This window comes from Baekduia sp. (assembly GCF_035318805.1).
Lineage (GTDB): Bacteria > Actinomycetota > Thermoleophilia > Solirubrobacterales > Solirubrobacteraceae > Baekduia.
The window spans coordinates 1-25,192 of the sequence record NZ_DATHDY010000110.1; the positions used below are offsets into that span (position 1 = coordinate 1).

24 protein-coding genes are annotated in these 25,192 nt (G+C 72.4%); 12 read left to right on the top strand and 12 right to left on the bottom strand.

Annotated features, from left to right (window positions below; genetic code table 11):
- Positions 1 to 349: 349 nt before the first annotated feature.
- A complete protein-coding gene (locus VK501_RS22385; RefSeq protein WP_324341392.1) occupies positions 350 to 1,117 on the top strand; it encodes a DUF4839 domain-containing protein in 768 nt (255 codons plus the stop codon).
- A gap of 344 nt (positions 1,118 to 1,461) precedes the next feature.
- Here VK501_RS22385 and VK501_RS22390 read toward each other — a convergent pair whose 3' ends face one another.
- Positions 1,462 to 1,983, bottom strand: a complete 522-nt coding sequence (locus VK501_RS22390; RefSeq protein ID WP_324341394.1) for a hypothetical protein — start codon at positions 1,981 to 1,983, stop codon at positions 1,462 to 1,464.
- Positions 1,984 to 2,225: 242 nt separating this feature from the next.
- On the bottom strand, positions 2,226 to 2,549 hold the full coding sequence (locus tag VK501_RS22395) for a hypothetical protein (protein WP_324341396.1): 324 nt from the start codon (positions 2,547 to 2,549) through the stop codon (positions 2,226 to 2,228).
- Between the two features lie 15 nt (positions 2,550 to 2,564).
- On the opposite strand from VK501_RS22395, the gene VK501_RS22400 reads away from it, so the two are divergent.
- Positions 2,565 to 3,071: a DUF2171 domain-containing protein gene (locus VK501_RS22400; protein ID WP_324341398.1), complete on the top strand. Its 507-nt coding sequence runs from the start codon at positions 2,565 to 2,567 to the stop codon at positions 3,069 to 3,071.
- Positions 3,072 to 3,237: 166 nt separating this feature from the next.
- Positions 3,238 to 3,462 (top strand): hypothetical protein, encoded by a 225-nt coding sequence (locus VK501_RS22405; protein ID WP_324341399.1) that lies wholly within the window; start codon positions 3,238 to 3,240, stop codon positions 3,460 to 3,462.
- A gap of 406 nt (positions 3,463 to 3,868) precedes the next feature.
- Here VK501_RS22405 and VK501_RS22410 read toward each other — a convergent pair whose 3' ends face one another.
- From VK501_RS22410 to VK501_RS22420, 3 genes are all read right to left on the bottom strand, one after another.
- Positions 3,869 to 4,849 carry a YihY/virulence factor BrkB family protein gene (locus VK501_RS22410; protein ID WP_324341401.1) on the bottom strand — a complete coding sequence of 327 codons (981 nt, stop codon included), beginning with the start codon at positions 4,847 to 4,849 and terminating at the stop codon, positions 3,869 to 3,871.
- A 219-nt stretch (positions 4,850 to 5,068) separates the two neighbouring features.
- On the bottom strand, positions 5,069 to 6,511 hold the full coding sequence (locus VK501_RS22415; protein WP_349261053.1) for a DUF2252 domain-containing protein: 1,443 nt from the start codon (positions 6,509 to 6,511) through the stop codon (positions 5,069 to 5,071).
- 101 nt (positions 6,512 to 6,612) lie between these two features.
- Positions 6,613 to 7,056: a DUF7144 family membrane protein gene (locus VK501_RS22420; RefSeq protein WP_324341402.1), complete on the bottom strand. Its 444-nt coding sequence runs from the start codon at positions 7,054 to 7,056 to the stop codon at positions 6,613 to 6,615.
- A 368-nt stretch (positions 7,057 to 7,424) separates the two neighbouring features.
- On the opposite strand from VK501_RS22420, the gene VK501_RS22425 reads away from it, so the two are divergent.
- The gene (locus tag VK501_RS22425; protein ID WP_324341404.1) at positions 7,425 to 9,005 is read left to right on the top strand and encodes an MFS transporter; all 1,581 of its coding nucleotides are present in this window, start codon (positions 7,425 to 7,427) and stop codon (positions 9,003 to 9,005) included.
- A gap of 47 nt (positions 9,006 to 9,052) precedes the next feature.
- Here VK501_RS22425 and VK501_RS22430 read toward each other — a convergent pair whose 3' ends face one another.
- From VK501_RS22430 to VK501_RS22460, 7 genes are all read right to left on the bottom strand, one after another.
- Positions 9,053 to 11,089: a phage holin family protein gene (locus VK501_RS22430; protein ID WP_324341406.1), complete on the bottom strand. Its 2,037-nt coding sequence runs from the start codon at positions 11,087 to 11,089 to the stop codon at positions 9,053 to 9,055.
- A 90-nt stretch (positions 11,090 to 11,179) separates the two neighbouring features.
- Positions 11,180 to 12,526, bottom strand: a complete 1,347-nt coding sequence (locus VK501_RS22435) for a chloride channel protein (RefSeq protein WP_324341408.1) — start codon at positions 12,524 to 12,526, stop codon at positions 11,180 to 11,182.
- Positions 12,527 to 12,553: 27 nt separating this feature from the next.
- Positions 12,554 to 12,949 carry a DUF7144 family membrane protein gene (locus tag VK501_RS22440; RefSeq protein WP_324341410.1) on the bottom strand — a complete coding sequence of 132 codons (396 nt, stop codon included), beginning with the start codon at positions 12,947 to 12,949 and terminating at the stop codon, positions 12,554 to 12,556.
- A 113-nt stretch (positions 12,950 to 13,062) separates the two neighbouring features.
- Positions 13,063 to 14,976, bottom strand: a complete 1,914-nt coding sequence (locus VK501_RS22445; protein WP_324341412.1) for a glycoside hydrolase family 15 protein — start codon at positions 14,974 to 14,976, stop codon at positions 13,063 to 13,065.
- Between the two features lie 70 nt (positions 14,977 to 15,046).
- Positions 15,047 to 15,841 carry an MBL fold metallo-hydrolase gene (locus VK501_RS22450; protein WP_324341415.1) on the bottom strand — a complete coding sequence of 265 codons (795 nt, stop codon included), beginning with the start codon at positions 15,839 to 15,841 and terminating at the stop codon, positions 15,047 to 15,049.
- Positions 15,772 to 16,599 carry a YhjD/YihY/BrkB family envelope integrity protein gene (locus tag VK501_RS22455; RefSeq protein ID WP_324341417.1) on the bottom strand — a complete coding sequence of 276 codons (828 nt, stop codon included), beginning with the start codon at positions 16,597 to 16,599 and terminating at the stop codon, positions 15,772 to 15,774. Before VK501_RS22455 ends, VK501_RS22450 begins: the two co-directional genes overlap by 70 nt.
- Position 16,600: 1 nt before the next feature.
- Entirely contained in the window at positions 16,601 to 17,014 is a 414-nt protein-coding gene (locus tag VK501_RS22460) for a hypothetical protein (RefSeq protein ID WP_324341419.1), read from the bottom strand.
- Between the two features lie 110 nt (positions 17,015 to 17,124).
- On the opposite strand from VK501_RS22460, the gene VK501_RS22465 reads away from it, so the two are divergent.
- The 8 genes from VK501_RS22465 (at position 17,125) to VK501_RS22500 (ending at position 25,178) form a co-directional block, all read left to right on the top strand.
- Positions 17,125 to 17,547 carry a DUF6325 family protein gene (locus tag VK501_RS22465; protein WP_349261054.1) on the top strand — a complete coding sequence of 141 codons (423 nt, stop codon included), beginning with the start codon at positions 17,125 to 17,127 and terminating at the stop codon, positions 17,545 to 17,547.
- A gap of 16 nt (positions 17,548 to 17,563) precedes the next feature.
- Positions 17,564 to 17,839: an SHOCT domain-containing protein gene (locus VK501_RS22470; RefSeq protein ID WP_324341423.1), complete on the top strand. Its 276-nt coding sequence runs from the start codon at positions 17,564 to 17,566 to the stop codon at positions 17,837 to 17,839.
- 168 nt (positions 17,840 to 18,007) lie between these two features.
- Positions 18,008 to 20,167 (top strand): LuxR C-terminal-related transcriptional regulator, encoded by a 2,160-nt coding sequence (locus VK501_RS22475; protein WP_324341425.1) that lies wholly within the window; start codon positions 18,008 to 18,010, stop codon positions 20,165 to 20,167.
- An 86-nt stretch (positions 20,168 to 20,253) separates the two neighbouring features.
- A complete protein-coding gene (locus VK501_RS22480) occupies positions 20,254 to 20,691 on the top strand; it encodes a DUF7144 family membrane protein (RefSeq protein ID WP_324341427.1) in 438 nt (145 codons plus the stop codon).
- Positions 20,692 to 20,822: 131 nt separating this feature from the next.
- Positions 20,823 to 22,661 (top strand): sensor histidine kinase, encoded by a 1,839-nt coding sequence (locus VK501_RS22485; RefSeq protein WP_324341429.1) that lies wholly within the window; start codon positions 20,823 to 20,825, stop codon positions 22,659 to 22,661.
- Positions 22,658 to 23,818 (top strand): PAS domain-containing protein, encoded by a 1,161-nt coding sequence (locus VK501_RS22490; protein ID WP_324341431.1) that lies wholly within the window; start codon positions 22,658 to 22,660, stop codon positions 23,816 to 23,818. The genes VK501_RS22485 and VK501_RS22490 overlap by 4 nt, the downstream gene beginning before the upstream one ends.
- Before the next feature lie 174 nt (positions 23,819 to 23,992).
- A complete protein-coding gene (locus VK501_RS22495) occupies positions 23,993 to 24,673 on the top strand; it encodes a hypothetical protein (protein WP_324341433.1) in 681 nt (226 codons plus the stop codon).
- A 118-nt stretch (positions 24,674 to 24,791) separates the two neighbouring features.
- Entirely contained in the window at positions 24,792 to 25,178 is a 387-nt protein-coding gene (locus tag VK501_RS22500; protein WP_324341436.1) for a DUF1622 domain-containing protein, read from the top strand.
- The last annotated feature ends 14 nt before the right edge of the window (positions 25,179 to 25,192 follow it).

Here is a 25,192-nt window from a genome sequence, read left to right on the forward strand (position 1 = left end):
CCCCACCGAGACGGTCTGAACCGGCCCCCGCGCACACGCCCACGACTCCGACCTACTCACACACCCGCGACAAGACGGCCAACCGGCCGATCACGCCGCCCACCCCGCCCACGCGCGATCAAACGGTGGATCGAGGCTTAGGTTGTCTGCTCAAGGAAGCGTGCGGTGCGGTCGATGTCTTCGATTGCCAGAAATCTTGGAGTCCGTGCGCTTAGGCGCGGTCGAAAACTCAGGAGCTCCGTCCCGAATGTCAATCCCGCCGCCTGGCTACGAGACGCCCCAGGCGTCGCCGCCGCCTCCTCTTCCCCCTGCGCCGCACGGTGCTCCGCTCCAGTACGAGTTCAAGTCCGTGCAAGCGCTGCGCGGCAGGGAGAGCAGCGCGAAGGCAAAGTCGCAGGACCAAGGCTGGGAACTCGTCTCCGAGAATCAGGGGACGCTCCGGACGGAGCTCAACTTTCGCCGGGTGAAGCCAAAGACGTTCGGCGCCCACCTCCTGAGCATCGCCGCGACCTTCCGCCGATTGCGGCCGAAGACGCAGTCGGTCTTGGTCGCGTCATTCGCACTGATCTTGGTTGCCGGCATCATCGGCGTCGTTGTCGGGACACAAGGCGGAGGCGACACCCCCAATCCGAGCGCGGAGCAGACCACGGTTTCTACCGCGCCACCCGCCGAACCGACGTCCGAAACCTCGGAGCTCGACGCATCTCGGTCAAGTGGGCTTGCCGACGAGCAGGTCTTGACTGCCGACAACAGTGAGAAGTTTGCGGCGCTGCTGGGGGTCCCGGACTACTGCGATGAGAGGGTCGCATCATTTGCGACCGAGTACGGCGGCAGGACCATCGAGTTCGACGGTTCCATCGCAAACATGGCGAATCACGGCGACTACGACACGCGATACGACATCCTCATCGCCCCCGGGAACAGGGGACCGCAATCGACGGTGGGGCCGGCCTTCAAGTTCGAGGATGTGAACGTCTTCGACCTGAATCTCACCGGCGCCAAGACCTCGGACCCCGTCGGCGAGGGCGACCGTTTCCGCTTCGTCGCTCAGGTCGTCGAGTACAACCCGAACTCATGCCTGCTCTTCCTTGAGCCGGTTTCCACCGGAGTCCGTTAGCTCGGCGTTCGCAACCCTGCCGTACACCCCTCGCCATCCTCACCACTTGACAGCATCGAGCTTGCGGTGGGTAGGGGCCGAGGCGGCCACCTGAACTGCCGCGTCCCCGACCGTTCCTTGTTCAACCAGCGGGATGTCATCCCGGCGAAGTAGCTGCGCTTCCGCTTTCCATGCCCGGCGACACTCCGGGCCGGCGCCAGTCGCCGCTCCCGGATATGCCTCAAAGCGACAGGCCCTGGGCCCGCGCTCGGGGGCTGGTACGCGAATGCTCGCAACTTCGCCGTGCGCTGTCGGGTCCGCGGCACGTCCCCGGTGCCGCGTAGCACGGCTACTTCCTCAATCGTTTATCCCGTTGCCGAGTCCTCTACGGTCCCGGCTTGTCCCAGGGAAGTGCGGAACGCGGCGCTCTGCGTGTCGAGTGCGTAGCGCCGCTCATCGAGATGTCGAAGTGCACTGATGGCCGCAGCTTCGTCGCCCGTACGCAACTCAATCTGGGCCAGTCGCGCTTCCCTCACGAAGGCGTCGTATTCGGCCCGACGCAGCGCGTGGAAGGTCTGGCGGGCAACCGGTGCAACGAGTGTCATGGCCGTCGTGGCGAACGCTGAGGCGAACGCCAGGAGCGCCGCCACCCAACTCGGAGCGTTGGTGAGTGCCGCAGAGCCGGCGGCCAAGGCCCGTGTCCCAGCGGGTATGCCGAGAACGTACGTCGCTGTTCCGGCAAGGCGCCGGCGCCGCTCATGTTGGTCACGCTCGCGTCGCGCCTCATCAGCGTGTCGCGCGAGCTCAGCGTCTACGCGTGCGACGCGCTCGCTCGCGGACTCGGTACCGAGCGGCGGTGCCGCAAGGTCATCATGGAGCTCGTCCATCGGGGCCACCCTAACGACGCCGGAATGTCGGTTGCGTCGTGCGCAGCAAAATCCCACGGTCTGCGGTGCCTCATCCCCAAATCGAGGCGCCCCACGCTCCACCGGTTGCGGGAACAGGCACTGGCCGCAACAGCGCCACGCCGGCGACTGCGGCCACATCAGCCGCTTCTGCTATCGCCTGGGACCGGCAGCGCTTCAGGTGGACTGGACCCGGTTCTTCGGACAGCTCCGGGCTCGCGGGGCTAGTCGTTGATGTTGGGGTTGTTGGGGGTGGTGGTCTCGAACTGGGCGGGTGACCCTCCACATGACCGGAAAGGTGCCGGCGGTCTCCACCACGACGCGATGCGCACGGGCCAGTGGAGCGCGCTCGTCGGCATCAGCAGGCCGATCACCCGCTTGGGATGATGATCCGGGGCGGGCGCGTCTGCTTCCATCGTCGCATGAGGCTCGGGCTCGGCAGCGTCGTTCATTGCACGGACGCGCCGTTCGGCGAACTCGCCGACGTCGTCGTCGACCCGGTTTCGCGCCGCGTCACGCACCTCGTGGTGCAGCCGCACCATCGTCACGACTGCGCGCGGCTTGTGCCGGTCGAGCGAGCGAGCGCCGCCGGCGACGGGGTCGCGCTGGACTGCTCGATCGCCGACATCGAGGCGCTCGAGCCGCTGCAGGAGTCGGCCTACCTGCGCGTCGGCGAGTTCCCGGTCTCGGATCCGGACTGGGCCATCGGCACTCAGGACGTGCTCGCGCTCCCGCTGTACCAGGAGGTGGACGGCATGGGGAGCGTGATCGACCCCGACCCGCATGTCACCGTCAACTACGACCGCATCCCGAAGCATGAGGTCGAGATCCGCCGTTCGAGCGCCGTCATGTCGGCCGACGGGCATCGCCTCGGCCACGTCGACGGCTTCCTGGTCGGAAGCGGCGAGACGGCGGACATCGTGCTGGAGCGCGGTCACCTCTGGGGCCGACGCGAGATCGTCATCCCCGCGGCCGCGGTCGCGCGCGTGGAGAACGACTCGGTCACTTTGAGCGTGACCAAGGACGAGGTCGAGGCACTCGCCGCGCGCCGCGTCCACCGCTGGTACTAGGGGTCCGTATGGGCGCGCTGCCGGTTATCCGCTCGGTTCCGTGGGCGGAACGGGCGGCTGAGGGCCGGGGCCAGGTCTCGTCGAACCGGCGTCGGGTGCGCCATCCGAGGCCTGTGCGTCCGCGTCGGCGCTCTTCGCGCCGCCGCGACGGCGCCCGAGCTCGAAGATGGCAACCGCAAGCCCGAGAACCGCGAGCGCGATCAGCACCCAGCCCGACCATGACACCTTCCCGGCGCCCGACTCGTCGGCCGTGGTCGAGGCGGGCGCGATCGCCACGCTGGTCACGGTGGTACTCGGCGCGGCCTGGGTGACCGTCGTCGTTGCGGTGGCGGTGACGGTCGCCGTCTGCGGTTGGGTGGCCGTCGTCTGCGTTCCAGTGGCGGTTCTCTGAGCCTTCTGGGTCGTCGTCTGCGCGCGCGGACTCTGGGTCGCCGCCGTCGACACGGCCTGCTCGGCCTTCTGAGCGAGCGTGCCCGAGCCGCCGGACCCGCACGCGCTGACCGCCCAAGCGAGGACGCTTCCGGCGACGAGCGCGAGGGCCAGGCTCACGACCGGTCCGGAGACCGCCGTGCTCACGGCGTCGCTCCCGCCGGCCGATCCGGCGCGCGCATCCAGAGGTGGTGGAGGTCATAGGACGCTGCCGTAGCGAGCAGCGCGTCGAGCTTCTCGCTCACTGCAAGTCTCCGCGTTGAGGTTCGTTGACGCCGACCGTAGGCGCGACCTCCGGGCGCGGCATCGTCCGAACAAGGTGACGTGCCTTTCCATCCCGCCGAGTCGCGCGCATGCTTGGCAGGAACCTAGGCGCCGCTGCTGCGGCGCCAGACCGCTGCGTTGAGGAACGCCGACGCCACGACAATCCGGGAGATCAGGAAGAGCCACAGCAGCAAGGTGGCGGCGGACCCCAGCGAACCGTAGAGCGCCGGGGCCCTGGTGAGTTTCGGCGCGAAGTAGTAGACCGTCGCGACCTGCAACGCGGCGTGGCCGATCGCGAACAGCGCGGCGCCGGGCAGGAGCGCCCGCCAGGTCGCGCCGGCATGAGGCAGCAGCAGTGAGAGGCCGAGCCAGACGCCGCCGGTGATCGCGAAGGAGACGGGGATGAGCAGCAGCGCCAGGGCTGCGTCTTGCTGTCTCAGGTAGGTGATGCCGGTCGCGATCGCGAGCGTGACGACGATGGCCGCGGAGAAGATCGCGCCGTCGCGGGGCAGACGCGCAGGCCGGCGGAAGGGCTCCTCCCAGGCCAGCACGTGCGCGATCCGCAGCGCGCGAACGAGGCTCATCGACGTGTACAGCATCAGCACGATGCCGATCGCCAGCAGCGCGGCGGCGCCCTGATCGGACTGCCGCGTGGCGTCCGCGACGGTGCTCGCGACCGAGGCGGCGAGGCCGAGCTCCTGGGCGACGCGATCGGGCGAGGCCCCGCCGGTGGGCCGCACGAGGCCGACCAGCGCGGCGACGAACAGCGCCGCCGGCAACAGCCAGAGGAAGATCCGGAAGGCGATCCCGCCGGCCAGCAGCGAGCCGGCCCGGCGGCGGTCGAGATCGCCTGCTTCCAGCGCCGCGTCGACCAGCGCGCTGCGCGTGCGCAGCTCCTCGACGCGCCGTGCCGCCTCGTCGCGCGTCCTCAGCGCGCGCCAGCCGGTCGATCGCAGCCCATTGGTGACCGGTGCCTCCTTGCCCACCGGCGCACCGAGATCGATCGGGCTCTCATCGCCGGCCTCGGCCGACGCGGCGTCGGCGCGCTCACTCGGACCGCTCATCGCGCCCGTGTCGGGCGACATGCGACCCCGCACGCTCGCCGGCAAGGGCTCAGCCGCCGAATCGAGCCGAACCTCCTCGCCTCAGCCGACGTTCCGCGGACCGCGCGCGGACTCACCATGCACGGGAGTATCCGCGGGCATGGGACATCCGTGGTCACCTCCTTCGGATGAAGTTCGCGCGCCGCCCCGGACGGAGGTCGTCTCGATGCTGCCGGCGAGTGCGGCTCGACGACGCCCCGGCTACAGCCCCGCCTCCGCGGCGATACGGCCGTCGGCGACGGCCGCCTGCAGTGCGCGGTAGTCGCCTTCGTTCTGATCGGCGTAGGTCTCGGAGAAGTCCGCGATGGCGGTGTCGAACGTCGTGCCGGAGCCCAGGTAGCCCGCGATCGCGACCCGGTCGCCGGAGCGCGCGTGCGCGCGGGCGAGCGTCCAGCCGCACAGCTGCCCGTAGATACTCAGGCGCTCGGGGTCCATGGCCTCGATCACGGCCGAGCCCTTCCCGTCCCACAGCTGGCGGACGTAGAAGTCGCGGACCTCGCCGTCGATCCCGGTCACCCGTTGCCAGCCGAGGAAGATGTCGCTTGCGGCCTGCATGAAGCGCTGGCCATGGACGACCCGCTCGCCGTGGTTGCGGTAGTGGCTGGGGCCGAGGTGAGGCTCGAGCACCGAGGCCCCGGCCTCCTTGGCCTGGAGCATGAGCGGGTCGTCGCCGTCGCGGCCCTCGAGCAGGACGATCCATGCGCGGGTGCCGACGCTGCCGACGCCGACGACCTTGCGGGCCATGTCGATGAAGCGGTAGGTCTCCAGGAGGTGGCGGCGGTCCGGATCGAGGCTGCGCCGGTAGCCCGCCAGCAGGGCGCGCACCTCGGTCTCGACGACGCGCGCGTCATCCTCCTGCAGCAGCTCTGCGACGGGGACGACGAGCGGCGGGGCGCTGACGATCCGCAGGGTCCCGTTGACCCGCTGCGTGAGCTTGGCGACCGCGCTCATGCTGTCCTTGCGCCGGGCCTTGGCCGTTGTGCGGCGCACCGAGCGCACGTCGCTGGCGCGGACGGTGCCGGAGAGCTGACGGATCGTGTCGTCGACGTCCAAGCGCGCGTACCAGACCTCGAGGTTGCGCATTCCGGCGAAGCGGCGCATCGCCTCCCGGTACTGGCGCGTCGCGGCGGCGACGACCGCGCGGCGCTCGCGGTGCCTGAAGCCGCGGTCGCGCGCCGCGATCTCGAGGCTGGCGGCAAGGCGCTTGACATCCCACTCCCAGGGTCCTTCGTGGGTCTCGTCGAAGTCGTTGAGGTCGAAGACGAGCCGGCGGTCGGGCGCGGAGTACACGCCGAAGTTCGACAGGTGCGCGTCGCCGCAGAGCTGGACGCTGATCCCCGATGTGGGTGTGGCGGCGAGGTCGTCGGCCATCAGCGCCGCGGCGCCGCGATAGAACGTGAACGCCGAGACGAGCATGCGGCCGTAGCGGATCGGCACCAGCTCGGGGACGCGCGTGGCGTCCTCCTCGCGCATGACGTCCACGGGGTCGCGACGGTCGGCGGCGGGCGCCCACTCGGCGTGGTCGGAGCGCGGGGTCTCCGCGCGCGCGGCACGGCCCCGTGCCCGCCGCTCGGAGCTCGGCGCGGGCGTCTCAGGCGACCGCGCTGCGCGACGGCGCGAAGGGGGAATGGCAGTAGTGGTCATCGTGCCCTCGATCGAACCGCATCCAGCGCGCCGGCGCATCACCCGCTTCGGGCGACGGGAAGCTCGGGCAGATCCGGACTCGGCGCGTGGGAACGGCCGGCTCAGAGCGGTCGGTGCTGTCCGCCGTACGCGGCGAGCCCGTAGATGACGAGGATGTCCACGGCGAAGATGGCCATGGACAAGAACGGATAGGACGGGATCGACAGGAGGGCGCCGATGGCGTTGACGCTCGCCACGGCGATCCCGAACCAGACGCCGAACGAGTTGCCGTTCCAGATCGAGAAGGCCGCGCCCATCTGGAGGGCGCCGAGGCCCACCATGATCCACCCGTACGTGTTGAGGTCGCCGATGACGTACCTGGCGTCGTTGACGAAGAAGCTCGAGTCGGCGATGGCACCGATCCCGTAGATCAGGTTCAAAATGGAGAGGAGCGTCAGCATCATCCCGGCGAAGAGCACCCAACCGGCGCCGCTCGGCTCGTCGACCGCCGGCCGACCGGTCGGTCCCCTGGTTGCTCCCTGCAGGCCCTGGTCGAGCATCGACATGGGTACTCCTTGGTTCGTCATGGGAGGACGGCCGCGTCGCTGCGCGAGTGTCCTGTCCCTTGCATGCGATGCTGGCAGCATCGCCTTCGGCGGTCCATCTCGGCAATCGCGCACGCACCACAGTTGGCCAGGGTGTGGGCCTGCGTAGCGCCGGCGCGACGCCTTCGCTCAACGGGTTGTTCGGGATGACGGTGGTGGCGGGGCTCATCCGATCGAGGTGATGCGGCCCGACGAGGGGTGTCGTACGGTCGCTCGCGGCGCGTCCGGGAGACCCCGGGCGCACACGCTCGATACGCAGGAGTTGGCACGATGAGCGCGACCGTGGGTCTGCTGGGCTCGGTCAGCACGCCGTCACCGGCGCAGCGGCCATGAGCGCTCCACAGGAGGAAGCGGGGAACCCGCGGCTGTCGCTCCTGCTGGCCGCGGCGATGTTCGTGCTCGTCGTCGACACGTCGCTGATGAACGTGTCGATCGCGGCGGTCGTCAAGGATCTCGATACGACGGTGAGCGCCGTCCAGGGCGCGATCGCGCTGGAGGCCCTGGTCTCCGCCGCGTTCATCCTGATCAGCAGCAAGCTCGGCGACCTCTTCGGACGCAAGAGGGCGTACGTGTTGGGTCTGCTGGCGTATGCGATCGGCGCCCTGGCGATGACCCTCGCCCAGAGCCTCACGGCGATCATCGTCTTCTGGGCGCTCATCGGCGGCCTCGGCGCCTCGCTCCTGCTGCCGGCCATGCAGTCGCTCATCCATGGCAACTTCGAGGGAGCGGCGCAGAAGAAGACCTATGCGCTCGTCGGAGCAGCGGCCGCGATCGCCGCCGCGGTGGGGCCGCTGCTCGGGGGCTTCGTCACCACCTACATGTCCTGGCGTGTCGGCTTTCTGCTGGAGGTCGTCGTCATCGCGGTGGTGCTGTCGCAGATCGGGCTGGTCAAGGACGTCTCGTATACGGGACCGCGGCAGGTCGACGTGGTTGGCGCGGTCCTGTCGGTCGTAGGGATGGGCGGCGTGGTGCTGGGCATCCTGGTGTGGCAGGAGGGCGGCGATTACGTCGTGCTGCTGATCGCGATCGGCGCGCTCGCGCTCTGGGCGCTCGCCCGCTGGCTCGTCCGGCGCCAACGCGACGGCAAGGCGACGGTGCTTGATCCGGACCTGTTCCGGCTCCCGCATTTCAGGATCGGGATCACCGCGCAGATGCTGCAGAACATCACGCTCGGCGGGGCGATGATCGCGCTGCCGATCTTCCTGCAGATCAAGCTCGAATACGACGCCCTGCAGACGGGCCTGTCGCTCGCGCCGCTCTCCCTGACCATGTTCGCCGTCGCGATCCTGGCTGGGCGGAAGTCCGGCAGCCGGCGGCCCGCCAAGATCATCCGGACCGGGTTCGCGCTGAGCACGCTTGGCCTGGCGCTGATCATCCCGATCGTGCCCGAGGCGGACTCCGGCTGGTACCTCCTCATCCCGCTGGTGATCGCGGGAGCGGGGCTCGGCCTGCTGGTGTCGCAGCTCAACGACTACACGCTCGCCCCGATCGACGAGGAGCGGATCAGCGAGGCGGCCGGGGTGAACTCGGCGTCGGGGTCGTTCGGGCTGTCGTTTGGCCTGGCGGTGGCCGGCGGCGTCCTGCTCGCGACCCTCTCGCTGGCGTTCACCCACATGACGAACGCGAGCCCCGTGATCCCCTCCTCACAGCAGCAGCAGATTGCGCAGACGCTCGAGGACGACGCGCAGGTCGTGAGCAATGCCCAGCTCGAAAAGCTCCTGGTCGACGAGCCCCCGGCTGTCCGGGAAGAGATCCTCGGCATCAACAGCGACGCGACGAACCTCGCGCTTCAAGTGGCGCTGCTCGTGCCGATCCTCGCCGGGCTCCTCGGGCTGTTCGACTCATTCCGCATGGTGCGCCTACCGGACGTCGAGCCCTCAGCCTCCGTCGAAGCGACGGCTTTGGCCTGACCCGGGTTCCGTGGCACGTGGTGCGAGGCGGTCACTCTCGCGTTGCGTCAGGACCGCGCGGACGATGAGCTCGCCGCAACGGGCGCAGGCGCTGCGGCGGTCGCCGGCGCAGTCGCGCCGGCGCCCTGCAGCATCTGCCGCCACCCGCGCAGCACGCCGTGCACGGCGGCGGCGCCGACGATCGGCTCGTCGGGGAGCGGCAGCCGCGGCGGCGCGAGGATGAACGCGCGGGTCTGCGGGCCGCCGAGCCCGCCGTGGAACGAGATCAGCTCCTCGAACGCGCAGCCCTCGTCGATCATGGGGTCGTAGAAGCTGCCGACCATGATGTCGGCGACGTGGGCGAAGCCGTCGGTGCGGCGCAGGTGATCGGGCGCGGTGGGCGAGAAGGGCGCGAGCGGGTCCTCGCCCTCGACCCGCTGCTCGTCGAGGAAGCGTGCGCCGGTGGGGCCGAGCACGACGGCGCCGTGCTCCGCCGAGCGCACCAGCAGCCAGCCCACGTGCCGATGCTCGCGCAGCGCCGGGATCAGCTCGGGGTGACGCGCGTAGATCTCCTCCAGCGTGAGCCGCCGCGCGGGCCGCTCCATGAGGTAGACCAGGCCGAGGTTGCCGGAGCCGAGGACGACGGCGTCGCGGTCGCTGACGTCGTTCTTGGCCTTCTTGTCGGCCTTGCCGTGCTTGCCGCTGGCCTCGTCGACGGCCTGGTGGACCATCGCGTTCTGCTCGTCTCCGCCGGAGAACCCGGCGACGCGGCCGCCGGCCAGCGAGCGTTCGACGAGGTCGTCGAGGCCGTAGCCGTTGCGCTGCTTGAACGTCGCCCCCTGCGTCTGGCCGTGGTCGGACAGGACCACGATCTCGTACGGGCGCGGCGCGTACTCCCGCGCTCGCCGCAGCCGCTCGAACTGCCGGTCGAGCTTGCGCAGCGCCTCCATCGTGTCGGCGCGCTGCAGCCCTGAGTGGTGGGCGACCTCGTCGTAGCTGGAGAAGGTCGCGTAGACGGCGGGCCGCCCGCGCATCATGTCGGTCAGGACGCCGAAGACGATGAGGTCGCGCACGATCACGCACAGCGCCGCGCGCATGAGCGGGTAGTAGCCGCCGCGGTGGCCGCGCGGGCGCACGTCGCGCCGCGCCGCCCGCAGCGCCGCGGTCACCTCCAGGCCCACCTCCCAGAAGAACAGCACCAGCGCGCGGGTGACGTTGAAGCCGTTGGCGAGGAAGGCCCGGTAGCCGGGGTTGGCGCCGCGCTCGGCCTCCGCGCGGCTCACGGTCAGGATCACCTCGTCGGCCTCGCCGGAGAGCAGGTTGCCGCGGCTGGCGCCACCGTCGACGAGCAGTCCAACGCCGGTCGCGTGGCGCCGCTCGATCTCCGCGCAGTCCGCCGGCGAGGAGCAGACCATCATCAGGCCCGTCTCCTTCTCGACCCAGCGGAACGCCGGGATGTCCTCGTTGGAGCCGAGCAGGATCCCGGCCTGGCTGGCGCCCGTCTGCGACGAGAGATCGGTCTCCCATTCGGTCAGCCGGTAGCCCTCCTCGGCGATCCACCTCGCCATGTTCGGCGCGCTGCCGTCGCGCATGGCGTCGCGGAGGATCGGGAGCCCGAGGCCGTCGATCTCCAGGAAGAGGATCCCGGGCACGTCGGTCTGCGCGCCCGCGCCCTGGCGCTTGGCGATCCGGCGGGTGACGCGCAGCGAGTACTCGTCGTCGTCATCGGTGGCCAGCAGCGTCTGCAGCACCATGCTGACGGCCGTGATCAGCAGGGCCGCCAGCAGGGCGATGCCGAAGGAGTCGACCCGGACGTCGTTGTCGGGCAGCACCGCCGCGGCGACCAGCAGGACCAGCGCGTCGCCGATCAGGACCAGCAGGAAGCCGGCCACCAGCATGTACGGGAGCCGCAGGGCGGCGAGCGCGGGCGGCAGCACGGCGTTGAGGACGGCGATGGCCGCCGCGGCCGCGAAGGCCGCGCCGGTGTGGCCGAGGCTCACGCCCGGCAGCAGCCAGGCCGTGATCCACACCGCCGCCGCCGAGACGGCCCACGCGACGGCGAGGCGCAGCGGTCGCAGCCGGGGAGATCCGGGCTGCCAGCTCACGCCGTGGCCCGCGGGCCGTGCCGGCGCCCAGAGGTGACTGCGGTGCCCATGCCGCAGATGCTGCGGACCGCGCCCGACCGGGTCATCATCTCATCCGGGTGAATGGGTGAGCGACGGCGCCGGCGCCGCCCCGGCCGCAGGCGAGGCCGGCTCGCCGGCCGGCGCGGGCAGCGGCGTCAGCCGCGCGGTGATGACGTGGCTCACCACGACCGCCACGATCACCACGGGCATGACGTTCGTCCCGTCGGTGCCGAGCAGCAGCGTCGCCAGCAGGGTCGACGTGAGCGGCAGGGTGAGCATCGTGGTGCACATCGCCCCGATGCCCATCGCGACGGCCGGGATCAGCGGCAGGCCGGGAAGATGGGAGGCGGCGATGCCGGTGGCCGCGCCGAGGAACATCGCGGGGAACACCGGGCCGCCGCGAAAGGTGCTGAGCGACAGGGAGTAGGCGATGCCCTTTGCCGCGAGGAGCGCCAGCAGCGCGCCGACCGACCAGGTCGAGGCGCCGCCGATCAGCGGGCCCAGCGCGGTCTGCCCGGAGAACAGGACGTCGGACGCGGAGTGGTCGGTGGCCTGGTCGAAGCCGACGGCCAGCCCGCCGATCAGCAGGCCCAGCGCGGGCATCGTGAGGAGCAGGTGCTCCTCGGCGCGGGCCCGGACGGCGACCGCGAGCAGTGAGATCCCCCGGCCGAGGAACGGCGCGACGAGCCCGATGGCCAGTGCCCAGGCGAACCACGTCCCGGTCGGATGCCCGACCGGCGGCAGCCCGGGGATCGCGAGGCTGAGCGTGCCGAAGCCGGTGAGGGAGTCCAGCCCGACGAAGACCAGCGACCCGACGCCGGCCGCGAGCAGCCCGGGCAGGAGGACCAGGCCGAGCATCGGGCCGCCGAGGCCGCTGGCCTCCAGCAGGAGGAACGCGCCGAGCAGCGGCGAGCCCAGCAGCGAGCTGATGGCCGCGAAGCTGCCCGCGGCGGCGATGATCGCCGCGGCCTGCTCGGGCGTGTCGCGGGCGGCGAGGCGGACGGCCAGCACGCCGAGTCCGCTGCCCATGAGGATCAGCGGCGCCTCGGGTCCGAGCACGACGCCGAAGCCCAGCGACGCCAGCGCGGCGGCCAGGATGCCCGGCAGCTCGATCGGCGGCACCGGGCCCGTGGCTTTGAACCCGTCGGCCGGCGAATGGCCGCCGCTGCCGGGCAGGAGCGTGATGGCCAGCGCGGTCAGCACGCCCGCCAGGACGAGCACGGGCAGCGGCCACCAGGCCGGCACGGGGTCGTAGCCGAGCTGGTCGGGCAGGTCCTCGAAGATCGCGGTCTGCACCACGTCCACGAGCTTGAGGAACCCGTAGGCCAGCGCGGAGATGGGAACGCCGACCAGCGCGGCGAGCACCAGCAGCTGGACGTAGCTCCTGCTTCGCAGCAGCGCGCGAGGATCGGGCATGGGACCTGGGCCGCCGGCACGGCCCGGCTACTCGACCGCGGGCGCCCTCGCCAGCTGGTAGATGATGATGATGCTCAGCGCGAAGACGCTGAGCGACCAGAACGGGTAGGCGTCGATCGAGAGCAGCGACCCGATCGCGCTGAGGCCGGCGGCGAAGATGCCCATCCAGCGGCCGAACCCGCCGCCCGCGAACAGCGAGGCCGCAGCGGTCAACTCGAGCGCGCCGAGGATCAGCGTCACCCAGCCCCAGGTGTGCAGCCCGCTGATGATGTACGTGGCGTTGTTGGCGAAGAACTTCGAGTCGCTGATCGCCGCGATGCCCCAGATCACGTTCAGCACCCCCGCGATCCCGAGCATGACGCCGGCGAACATCCACCAGCCCGTCACCCGGTCCATCCGGTCCATCGTCGCCCTGCTTGCCATGTCGATCTCCTGAGTCGTTGGGACTGAGACCCCACGTTCTCCGCGATCGCTGGTCGGCGCATCGCCCGAACCGGGTGATGAGCCGGCGCGCCGGCGCGAAGTGCTGACGGAGCTCATCGCAGCTCGGCCAGGCGCTCGGCCAGGATGATCTGCGCGGCGGCCTCGATCAGCGCGAGGTGGGAGAACGCCTGCGGGAAGTTGCCCAGGTGCCGGCCGGTGCCGGCGTCGAACTCCTCGGCGTACAGGCCGAGCGGGGAGGCCACCCGCAGCAGGCGCTCCATGAGGTCGCGGGCGCGCTGCTGCTCGCCGACGATCGCCAGGGCCGACACGAGCCAGAACGAGCAGATCAGGAACGTCCCCTCCTTGCCCGAGAGGCCGTCGTCGGTCTCGCCCGTGCGGTAGCGCAGCACGTAGCCCTGATCGGTGAGGTCGCGCTCGATCGCCAGGACGCTGGCGCGCAGTCGCTCGTCGCCGGCGGGCAGGAAGCCGAAGATCGCGGCCAGCAGCGTCGACGCGTCCAGCGCGTCGGTGTCGTAGTGCTGGCGCAGCACGCCGTCGGCGGTCAGGCCGTGCTCCAGGATGTCGGCCTTGATCTCGTCGGCCGTGGCCTGCCACGTCGTGGTGAGCTCCGGGTCGCCGCGGATCTCGGCGAGCTTGGCGGCGCGATCCATCGCGACCCAGCACATCAACTTGGAGGACACGTAGTGCTGCGGGGCGCCGCGGGCCTCCCAGATCCCCTGGTCGGGCTCGCGCCAGACGCGCGTGGCGCCATCGGCCTGGGCCTGCACGACCGGCCACAGCCGCCGGGGCAGGCGCTCGCTGCGGCGGGTGTGCAGCAGGATGGAGTCCAGCGCCGCGCCGTACACGTCGTTCTGGCGCTGGTCGAACGCGCCGTTGCCCACTCGCACGGGGTGCGCGCCGGCGTAGCCCGACAGCTCGTCGCGGGTGCTCTCGGTGAGGTCGCGCCGCCCGTCGATCCCGTACATGATCTGCAGCGAGCCGTCCTCGTTGCAGGCCAGGTCGCCGATGAACTGCATGAACTCGTCGGCCTCCCAATCGAGGTTGAGCCAGTGCAGCGCCTGCAGCGTGAACGTCGAGTCGCGGATCCACGTGTAGCGGTAGTCCCAGTTGCGCTCGCCGCCGGGCGTCTCGGGCAGCGAGGTGGTGCTCGCGGCGACGGTCGCGCCCGTCGGCATGTACGTGAGCCCCTTGATCGCCAGCGCCGAGCGCTGGAGGGCCGACCGCCAGCGGTGGTCGGGGATGCGTGCGTGCTCCAGCCAGGAGCGCCAGAAGCGCTGCGTCTCGTCGAGCCGCGTATGCGCGTCGTCGCCGTCGGCCGGCGACTCGAGCGCATCGGCCCAGGAGAGCGAGCAGAAGATGCGGTCGCCGGCTGAGAGCACATGGCGCGCCCGCACGCGGTCGCCTTCGATGCCGAGCGCCATGTCGGTCCGCAGGCGGATGGTCACGCCGGCGCCGCTCGCGTCGGCCTGGTGTCGCTCCTCGCCCGCGATCGACCAGTGCGCCGGGACGCGGCCGTAGTCGAAGACCGGCTCGCAGACCAGCTCCACCTCGGCGGTGCCGTCGATGCACTCGACCGTACGCACGAGCACGTGCTCGGCGTCGTCGTCGGTCGGCGGTCGCGTGTGCGGGGTGATGACGTCATCGGCGCGTCGCGGGCCCATCGTCAGCGCGTCGCGGACGACCAGCCAGCCGCCGGGAACCTGCCACGTCGTCAGGAGCGTGTTGGTCCCGGGCTCGTACTCCCGCGAGGAGGGCACGTTGATGCCGAACGGGCCGAGCCGGAACGAGCCGGCCTCGCGGTCCAGCAGCGTGCCGAAGACGCTCGGCGCGTCGAAGCTCGGCACGCACAGCCAGTCGATCGCCCCGTCGGGTGCGACGAGCGCGCCCGTGTGGCAGTTGGACAGGAAGGCGTACTCCGCGATCGGCGGGAAGGGGGAGGGCGCCGCGGCGCTCTGCGGGGCGGGGTGGGCGTCGGTCGCCCCGTTTGCCGTCACTGAGGTGGCCATCGTGGGTCTGCCCTTTCGCGTCGGTCGTCCGGCTCGGCGCAGATGCTCCGGTCGCGGGCACCCGGGGTCATCACCTGATCGGGATGAACCGCGGGGGCCGGGCGCCGGCGGGGTGCACCTCGATCGAGTGTCCCGGTGCCAGCAGCTCGGTGCGCACCTGCGGTGCGAGCCGCGCCACGCGCTCGGCGAACGCGGGGCCCGGCTCGCGGAGCAGGTGGCCGTGGCGGCGGCCCAGCCCGGCGGGCAGGAACGTCGCCCAGTGGATCGGCACGGCGACGCGGGGCCGCAGCCGCGCGGCGGCGCGTGCGGCGCGCTCGGGGTCCATGTGGCCCGATCCGACCCCCGGGCCCCAGCCCCAGACCGGCAGCAGCGCGACGTCTAGCGCGTCGGCGCCGATGCGCGTCATGCCGTCGAAGAGGTCGGTGTCGCCGGCGAAGTAGACCCGCGCGTCGCCCTCGACCACGAACCCGAGCGCGTCGGCCGGGGCGCCGCCCACCGGACGGCGGCGGCCGTCGTGGCGTGCCGGCACGGCGCGGACGCGGACGTCCGGCGCGACGTCGACGACGTCGCCGACGACGACCTCGCGCACGTCGGCGCGCCGTGCGCGCCCCAGGGCGGCGCGCGTGCCGCGCGGCCCGATGACCGGCACGTGCGGCTCGATGCGGCGCAGCGTCGGCACGTCGGCGTGGTCGCGGTGAAGGTGCGACAGCAGGACGGCGTCCAGGCCGCTGGGCAGCTGCGGAACGGGCCCGTGGCGCACGAGATGCGCCACGCGGCCGCGCAGGACGGGGTCGGTCAGGACCCGGGTGCCGGAGAAGTCGACGAGGACGGTGGCGTGACCGAGCCAGGTGAGACGGGTCGCCATGTGGGAACCGTGATGTAGGAGCCGATGGCCGCCGCGGTCACCAGCACGAAGCCGGCGGCCCACAGCAGCGACAGGAGGGCGAACGCGACGCCGATGACGCCGAACTCCGAGGCCGACGAGCCGATCGCCCGCGGCGCGTAGATCGCGGCGCCGATGCCGAGGATCGTCATCCCGATCGCCGACAGCGCCGCCTGCGGGACCAGCGCCCGCCACGGCACGCGGCGCGCGAGCAGGACGTAGGGCGTGACGAGCCACAACAGGAAGCTCGCGGCGAGGGCGGCGGCGGTCCCCAGCGGGGACGGCAGGTCGTCGCCGGCGACGGGGACCACCGCCCAGTACGCGGCGATGACCCCGATCCACAGCAGCCCCCAGCCGGTGCCCTTCATGCCGCGCCGAGGCAGGTCCCAGGCCCGCTCGAACGTCCGCTGCAGGGCCCGCGTGAACGCGAGGGTCGAGTACACGACGACGAGGCCGCCGAGGAGCGTGATGGTCGTGTCGTCGGCGGGGGCGTCGAAGGTCCGGTGGACCGCGTCGGCGCCGGCGCCGCTGAGGCCGAAGCGGTCGATCACGCCGTTGGCGAACGACTCGCCGCCGCGGGCGCCCAGGCTGGAGAGCACGATCAACAGCGGGATCAGCGCGCTGAACGCCTGCGCGCCGACGACCAGCGAGCGGTCGATGATCTCCAGCTCCAGCAGGCGCTCCAGAACCCCGCGGCCGGACCGCGCCAGCCGTGCGACGGCGGCGTGCCCGCCGGTCATCTCAGTTGAGCGTCACGAGGTCGACGCCGAGGCAGAGGCTGGCCAGCAGCGCCACGCCGAACAGCGGCAGCTGCACGCCCAGGAGCCCCGCCTCGAGCTCCTCGGCGCCCTGCAGCTCGCCGCTGACCGACCGCTCGTCCGACAGCAGCGCTTCGGCGCCCCAGAGGTCGGCGATCACGCCGACCACCGCCATCGCGACCGTGAGCCAGGCGGCCCAGCGCGGGCCGTCGAGGATGATGAACAGCGCGCAGAGCGCGACGCCGCCGATGGCGGCCACGACCTGCAGCCCCAGCCCCGGCGCGCCCGACAGCGCTCCCAGGGCGACCGGCAGCGCCAGGGCGGCGATGAGGATCCAGACCGTCAGCGCGACCCATTCCATGACGTCCAGGGTGCGGCGTGGCGGGCGCTGCTGCATCACCCGGAGTGGATGATGTCGCCGCGCCTGCGCGCTTCGAACATGGGTCGGTGCCGAGCCCGGCACACGACCGAGAGGAGCATGCCGTGAGCGAGGTAGAACTCGACGAGATGGGCCCGATCGACTACGTCATCCTGGAATGGCCGACGGAGCCTTCGGGCGACGAGGTCGCGCCGCTGCTGCTGGATCTGGTCGACCGGGGCATCATCCGGATCCTCGACATCGCGTTCGTCAGCAAGGACGAGGACGGCACGCTCACCGCGATCGAGATCGCCGACCTGGGTCCGGCCGCGGCGGCCTTCGGCGTGTTCGAGGGCGCCTCGTCGGGCCTCGTCGACGACGAGGACCTGCAGGACGCCGCGTCGGCGCTCGAGCCCGGTGCCTCGGCGGCCATCCTGGTCTGGGAGAACCGCTGGGCCGCGCCCGTCGCCATCGCGCTGCGCCGCTCCGGCGGCCAGCTGGTCGCCAGCGGCCGCATCCCCGTCCAAGCGCTCGTGGCGTCGCTCGACGCGCTCGAGACGGCCACCAAGTAAAGCCACAGGAGACACCATGCCCGGATTGCTTCGCGGGATCGCTCGCACCGCCGCGGTGGCCGGTACCGCCACCGCCGTCAGCAACCGCGTGTCGCGCCGGCAGGGCTCGCGCTGGGCCCAGCAGGGCCCGTCCGAGCCAGAGGAGCCCGCACAGGAGCCGGCGCCCGCGCCGCCCCCGGCGGCCGCGGCCCCGGACCCGCTGGCCCAGCTGAAGGAGCTGGGCGCCCTCAGGGACCAGGGAGTGCTCACGGAGTCGGAGTTCGAGACCCAGAAGGCCCGGATCCTGGCCTGATCCGCTTCGCGGCCTGTTCCGGGACCAGCCCCGGAACAGGACGTGCGGAGATCCTCGCCGCATGGTGGTGCGCGCCTCCCCGCAGCGCGCTGGCCGACGCCCTTGTCCGGCCTCGTCGGGGTGAGGACAGTGAGGCCGTCCCATAAGCCCACGGACTTCGAGGTGCTCGTGACTGGACCGCCCTCCGCTCTGCTGGCTCGCGCCGGCGCCGACGTCTCCCGGCCCGTCTCGTTCCTGCATGCGGCGGCGCCGCCGGTCCCCAGGCGCGTCGAGCCCCGCGTTCGCCTCGTGCGTCGCCTGCTGGCCACGACCGAGATGCGCGCCGTCGTGCTGAGCGCGCCCGCCGGCTATGGCAAGACGGCGGTGCTGCAGGCCTGGAGCGAGGTCGAGCCGCGGCCGGTTTCCTGGGTGACCGTGGACCGCCATCGGGTCGCCACCGGCGAGGCCGAGGAGGATCTGTCGCGCGCGGTCGCCGTCCTGCGCGACGGGCGCGTGCCGGCGGTGCTCGTCGTCGACGACGCCGACGTCGGCGGCGGCGCGATCGCCGCGCAGGCGCTCGAGGCCGCCGAGCTGGACCTGCCCGCGAGCGTGACGCTCGTGCTGTCGGTCCGCAGCGCCCCGCCGCCGGCGCTCGGACGGTTGCGGTCGGCGTGGCCGGTGCTGGAGCTGGACGCCGAGGACCTGGCCATGACCCGCAGCGAGGCGTCCGCGCTCCTGCAGGCCGCCGGCGTGCGGCTGGACGCCGCGGGGGTCGACACGCTGCTGGCGCGCACCGAGGGCTGGCCGTCGGGCCTGCGCCTGGCGACCGTGGCGATCGACGCCCAGCGCGACGTCGCCGACGCGGTCGCGCACTTCGGCGGCGACGACCGCGTGGTCGCCGACTACCTCCGTGGCGAGCTGCTCGCGGAGCTGCCGGCCGAGCGCGTGGAGTTCCTCACCGACACCTCGATCCTCACGTGCCTCGCCGGCCCGGTGTGCGACGCGGTGCTGGAGCGCGAGGACTCGGGGCGGGTCCTGTTCGAGCTGGGGCGCTCGGCGGCGCCGCTGCGCCCGACCGATCGTGCCGAGGAGCACTTCCGGCTGCACCCGCTGGTCGTCGAGATGCTGCGCGCCGAGCTGCACCGCGCCGATCCCGGGCTGGAGCGCGAGCTACACCGGAGGGCGAGCCTGTTCTTCGAAGAGGACGGCGACCTCGGCGCCGCCATCGACCACGCCGTCGCCGGCGCGCATTTCGACCGGGCGGCCGTGCTGATCTGGCGCGTGGCGCCGACCGAGCTGTTCGACGGGCGGGGCGCCGAGCTGGACGCGTGGCTGTCACGCATCGGCGAGGCGCGGATCGCACGCCGCCCGGCGCTGGCGCTCACCGCCGCGCTGAGCGCCCTGGCGCACGGCGACCGCGATCAGGTCGAGCGCTGGACCGCCGCGGCGCGGCGCCACCTCGAGCGCTCTCCGACCTCCTCGCTGTCGGTCGCCGTCGCGCTGCTGCGCGCGACCGTCGCCGCGGGCGACGCCGCCACGCTGCGCGACCGCGCCGACGACGCGCTCGCGCTCGCCCCCGACGGCAGTCCCTGGCGCGCCGTCTGCTGCCTGCTGCGCGGCGTGGCCCACGGAGCGACCGGGGACCTCGACGCCGCGCGGCGCGACCTGGACGAGGGCGCCCGCCGCGGCGCGGTCACCGTGCCCGGGATCGAGGCGCTGTGCCTGGCCGAGCTCGGACTGCTGGCGCTGCTCGAGGGCGACGCCGACGAGGGCGCCGTGCTCGCCGAGCGGGCGCGGACGCGCATCGACGCCCGCGGGCTCGACGACGCCCCGACGCGGGCGCTCGTCTGCGCGGTCGCCGCGTTCGCGCGGGCCTACCGCGGACGGGTGCAGGACGCGCGCGCCGACGTCGCGGAAGCCCTCCGGCTGCTGGGCTCGCTCGACGCGCTGGCGCCCTGGTACGACGCCCACGCGCGGCTGGCGCTCGCCCGGGCGCAGCTGCGCCTGAGCGACGTGACGTCCGCACGGGCGCTGACCGCCGAGGCAGCGCGGTTCGCCGCGCGGATGCCCGACGCCGTGTGGCTGCGCGCGTGGATCGACGATGCCTGGGGCCGCGCAGACACGTTCGCCGTGGAGGCGCTCGCCGGGCCGGCGTCGTTGACGACGGCCGAGCTGCGTGTGCTGCGGTTCCTGCCCAGCCATCTGTCGTTCCGCGAGATCGCCGGCCGGCTGCACGTCTCCGCCAACACCGTCAAGACGCAGGCGCACGCGGTCTACCGCAAGCTCGACGCGTCATCGCGCTCGGCGGCCGTGGCCCGCGCCCGGACGATCGGCCTGCTCGACGACTGAGCAGTTCACCCGGTTCGTACGATGCCGCGCCGGTGAGCACGCCATAGCTTCTCGATCAGCCATCCGATTCCACCAAGGAGCGTCGCATGTCGAGTCAGAGAACCATGCCCGCCGGGAGCACAGCCCAGGCCACCAGCGACGAGCTCGCCGACCGTTCGGGCTGGGCGACGTTCGCGGGGGTGATGCTGTCGATCGTCGGCGTGCTGAACATCGTCTACGGCATCGCCGCCATCGACAACGCCAACTTCTACATCAACGACGCGCGGTACGTCATCAGCGACCTCAACACGTGGGGCTGGGTGATGCTGATCATCGGCGCCCTCCAGTTCTGCGCCGCGTTCTCGATCTTCGCCGGCACCGAGTGGGGTCGCTGGGTCGGCGTGGCCACGGCCGGTCTGAACAGCATCGCCCAGCTCCTGTTCCTGCCCGCCTATCCGTTCCTGGCGCTCGCGCTGTTCTCCATCGACATCCTCATCATCTACGGGCTCATCGCCCACGGCGGCCGCCGTCACACCTTCGCCTAGAGCCACGGCCCCGCAGCCTCCCCGGGTCGCTCCGCGACCCAGTCGTTGAGCACTCCTGATTGCGCCGGTATACGGAGTGAGACAGAAGTCCGGTAGCGGACATTTCCGGCCCTGGGCGTTATGGTCGCGTCATGCGCCCGGGGCCGGTGTTCGGGGGTCGGTATGCGCGCGGGTCCTGGCCCGCCGTCTCGCCGGGCGGGCTGTCGGCGCTCGCGGGCGCCGGCGTGGCGGCCACGATCGGCGCGGTCGTCGTCGCGGTCCTGGCCGCCCCACCGGAACGCGAGGTCGTCGCCGGGCTCCTGCACGGCGTCGTCGTGGCGGTGCCGGTCGCGCTGGGCTGCGCGGAGCTGGCGCGCCGCCCCGGCGACCGCTTCGGGCTCCTGCTGGTGGTCACCGGCCTGCTGTGGTCCACCACGGCGCTGGCGGAGTCCTCCAACGCGGTCCTCTACAGCGCGGGGCGCGTGCTGGCGTGGTGCTCGGACCTCATGGTGCTCGTGCTCCTGCTGACCTTCCCGTCCGGACGCGTCCGGACCGCGAGCGAGCAGCGGCTGCTCAAGGCGCTGCTGGCGCTCCTCGTCGTCGGGTACCTGCCGACGGCGCTGCTCTTCGACCAGTACCCGCTTCCGACCCCGTACACCTCGTGCGAGCAAGGGTGCCCGGGCAACGCGTTCGACATCGTCTCGTGGGGCTTCGTCGACGACATCGTGCGCCCGCTGCGGGAGGTCGCGACCGTGCTCCTGTACGGAGCCGTGCTCGCGGTGCTGGTCCGGCGGTCGCAGACCTCGGGCCGGCTGCTGACCCTCGCGCTCGGGCCGGTCCTGCTCATGGCCGCGTTCCGGACGGTGGCGCTCGCGGTCTACCTCAGCGCCCGGGAGGCCGGGGTGACGGGCGCCGCCATCGACGCGCTCGGCTGGGTCTACCTCGCGACGCTGCCGCTGGTCGCGATCAGCTTCGCCGCCGGGATCGCGCTGCGGCGCTTCCAGGTCGCCGGCGTCCTGCGGCGGCTCGGTGGCCGGCTGAGCGCCCATCCCTCCCCCGCGGACCTGACCACGGCGATCACGGAGGCGCTGGAGGACCCGAGCGTCCGGATCGTCTACCGCGTCCCGGGGGAGGACGTGCGCTGGGCCGACGCGACCGGGTGGCCGGTGGTGGCCCCCGCGGCGAGCGACGACGTCGGCATGATCGACCTGCGCTCCCAGGATCGGGTGCTCGGAGCGCTGCTGTACGACGTCACCGCCGCCCCGGACGCGGCGCTGCTCGACGCCACGGCGGTCTACGCCGTGGTGGTGCTCGAGAACCTGTGGCTGGTCGAGCAGCTGCAGTCCTCGCTGAGCGAGCTCTCGGCCTCGCGCGAGCGCATCGTGGCGGTCGCCGACGCGTCGCGCCACGAGATCGAGCGCGACCTCCACGACGGGGCGCAGCAGCGGCTCGTGGGGCTGCGGCTGAAGCTCGCGGTGCAGACCGAGCGCCTGCGGCGCGGCGAGCCCGCCGAGGAGGCGGTCCTCAACCAGCTCGGTGACGAGGTGGAGGAGGCCATCGACCACATCCGCGAGCTGGCGCTCGGGATCTACCCGTCGGTGCTGGCCGAGCGCGGCCTGCCCCACGCCCTGCGCTCGGCCGCCCTGCGCTCGCCGGTGGCGACCTCCGTCCGGGCCGACGGCGTCGGGCGCTACCGGCGCGACGTGGAGAGCACGGTGTACTTCGCGTGCCTGGAGGCGATGCAGAACGCGGCCAAGCACGCCGAGGGGGCGACGGAGGTCTCGGTCGCCCTGTCGGCCGAGGGCGGCCTGTCCTTCGAGGTGCGCGACGACGGCCGCGGGTTCGACCAGGCCGCCGTGCCTCCGGGCACGGGCCTGCTCAACGTGCGCGACCGGGTCATGGCGCTCGGCGGGTCGGTGCGGATCGAGTCCGCGCCGCAGGCGGGCACGCTGGTGGCGGGCGTGCTGCCGGTGCGGGAGGATGAGGCATGAGCGGCTTGGGACGACGCCGGCGCGTGACCTCCGACCCCGAAGGGATGGCGGAGGCCGAGTTCGTGGCGACCGTGGTGGAGGAGCTGACCGAGCCGGTCGTGTCGATCGGGTCCGACGGGCTGGTGCGCTCCAACCGCCGCGCCCGCGAGCTGCACGGTCTCCCGGCGCAGCCGCTGCCGCGCGCCCGCTGGGCCGCACGGCACCGGGTCTTCGGGCGCGGCGCCGAGCGGGCGTTCGCGCCCGAGGAGCTGCCGCTGCTCCGCGCCCTGGACGGCGAGGAGGTGACGGCGGTCGAGATCGAGATCCGCCGCCCGGGCGACTCGGCGGAGGTCTTCGCCGTGAGCGCCCACCCGATCCGCCGCGGGCGGCGCGTGGTCGGCGCGCTCAGCGTCCTCCACGCGTGGTCGGCGGAGGAGCAGGCGTCGGGGTTCCCGTACGCAGATGTCCTGCAGCACGCGGCCGACGGCATCGCCGTGATGTGCGCGGTCACCGGAGCGTTCATCTACACCAACGACGCGTGGAGCGCCGCGCTGGGCTATGAGCCCGGCGAGCTGGCCGGACGGCACGTGTCAACCGTCAACGCGCCCAGCGACCGCCTCCCCCGCGGGATCGCGGCCGAGATGCTGGAGACGCTGGAGCGCGGCGGCGTCTGGCGCGGGGAGATGGAGCTGCGCCGCCGGGACGGCTCGACGGTCTGGTGGGAGCAGGTCGTGTCCCGCTACGACGACGACCTCGGGCGCCCGGCGTGGATCGTCGTGGGCCGGGACGTCGGCGCGCGGCGCGCCGGCGCGGCGGAGCTCCGCGACGCCGAGCGCCGGTTCCGCATGGCGTTCGACGCGCTGCCGGTCGCCGCCGCGCTGACGGACGAGGACGGCAGGGTGGTCGCGGTCAACGACGCGCTGGCCGCGCTGGCGGGCGTCGGCAGCGAGGAGCTTCTGGGCCGGGCGCTCGAGGCCGTCGCGGAGCCGCTCGACCTCGAAGCCGCGCGCGCCCTGATCACGGCGGGCCGTCGGGGGGACCTCTCGCGCTACCGCGTCGATGCGCGGTGCGGGCCAAGTGGAGCCGCCGTCGTCGTGACGACGACGATCGTCCGCGGCGTGGACGGCCGCGCGCTGCAGGCCGTCGCGGTCGTGGAGCCCGTGCAGGCGTCGTCGTAGGAGACTTGTGTCGCTATCGCGACTGGGGACCCACCTCCGGCGGCGACGGCTGGCCGTCGTGGGCCTCGGCCTCGCTGGCCGCCTACGGCACCCCTAGGCCGCGTCGCGGGGCCGGCGCGACATCGCCCGATCGGGATGACGTGGCGCGGGGGACGGGGTGGGAGCGTCGTGGGCGTGCCCCACGCCCATGCGCACGTCCCGCACGAGCTGACCGAGCGCGAGGAGCACCCTTCCGCCGTGTCGCGCATGGAGCGCCGGCTCGAGCTGGGGGCGGTGCTGCTCCTGTCGATCACGACGGTCGCCACGGCATGGAGCGGCTACCAGGCGGCGCGCTGGTCGGGAGAGCAGTCCCAGCACTACGCGCGCGCGTCGGCGGTCCGCGTCAAGGCCCAGCAGCAGAACACGGCCGCCGGGCAGCTGCGGATCGACGACCTCCTCTACTTCGACGAGTGGCTCAACGCCGAGCGGGGCGGGGACGCGAAGCTGGCGAAGGTCTACGAGCGCCGGTTCCGCCCCGCGTTCGTTCCGGCCTTCCGCGCCTGGATCGCACAGAAGCCCTTCACGAATCCGGACGCCGTCCCCGGGCCCCTGTACATGCCCGAGTACCGGTCCGCCGAGGCCGCCGCCGCCCGGCGGTTGGACGTGCAGGCCGACGGCCTCTACGAGACGGGCACCGAGGCGAAGAGCAACGACGACCGCTACATCCTCTCGACGGTGTTCTTCGCCGCCGTGCTTTTCTTCGCCGGCATCTCGCTGCGCCTCGCGTGGCGACCGCTGCGCACGTTCGTGCTCGGCCTCGCGACGCTCATGCTGCTCGCCGGCACGCTGTTCGTCGCGACCCTGCCGGTGGCCTAGGGGAACGCTGGCCCAGGGGGCCAGGTTCCCTTGCGGGTGTTCGCCCAGGGGGCGAAACCCGCGACCTGTTAGGGACCCGCCCTCCTAGAGCGTCGCCGGCGGGGTACGGTGGCCACCGATGAGCTACGAGGAGACGATCTCTGACGTCGTCAAGGTGGTCGAGGCCGTCGGCGCGGGGATCATGGTCCTCGGCGGGCTCGGCGCGTTCATGGTGTTCCTGCCTCGAGCCCTGCGCTCCGCCACGACGAAGGGCTCCTACGAGCTGCTGCGCCGCGACCTGGGGCGCTGCATCCTGCTGGGCCTCGAGGTCCTGATCGTCGCCGACATCGTCCGGACCATCATCGTCGACCCGACCATCGAGAGCGTCGCCGTCCTGGGCATCATCGTCCTCATCCGGATCCTGCTCAGCTTCTCGCTCGAGGTGGAGATGGACGGTGTCTGGCCGTGGCAGCGGTGGCGGGTCGCCGGCCGCGGTGACGCGGTGGCGCCGGCGGACGGCGAATAGGCCAGGCCCGAGCG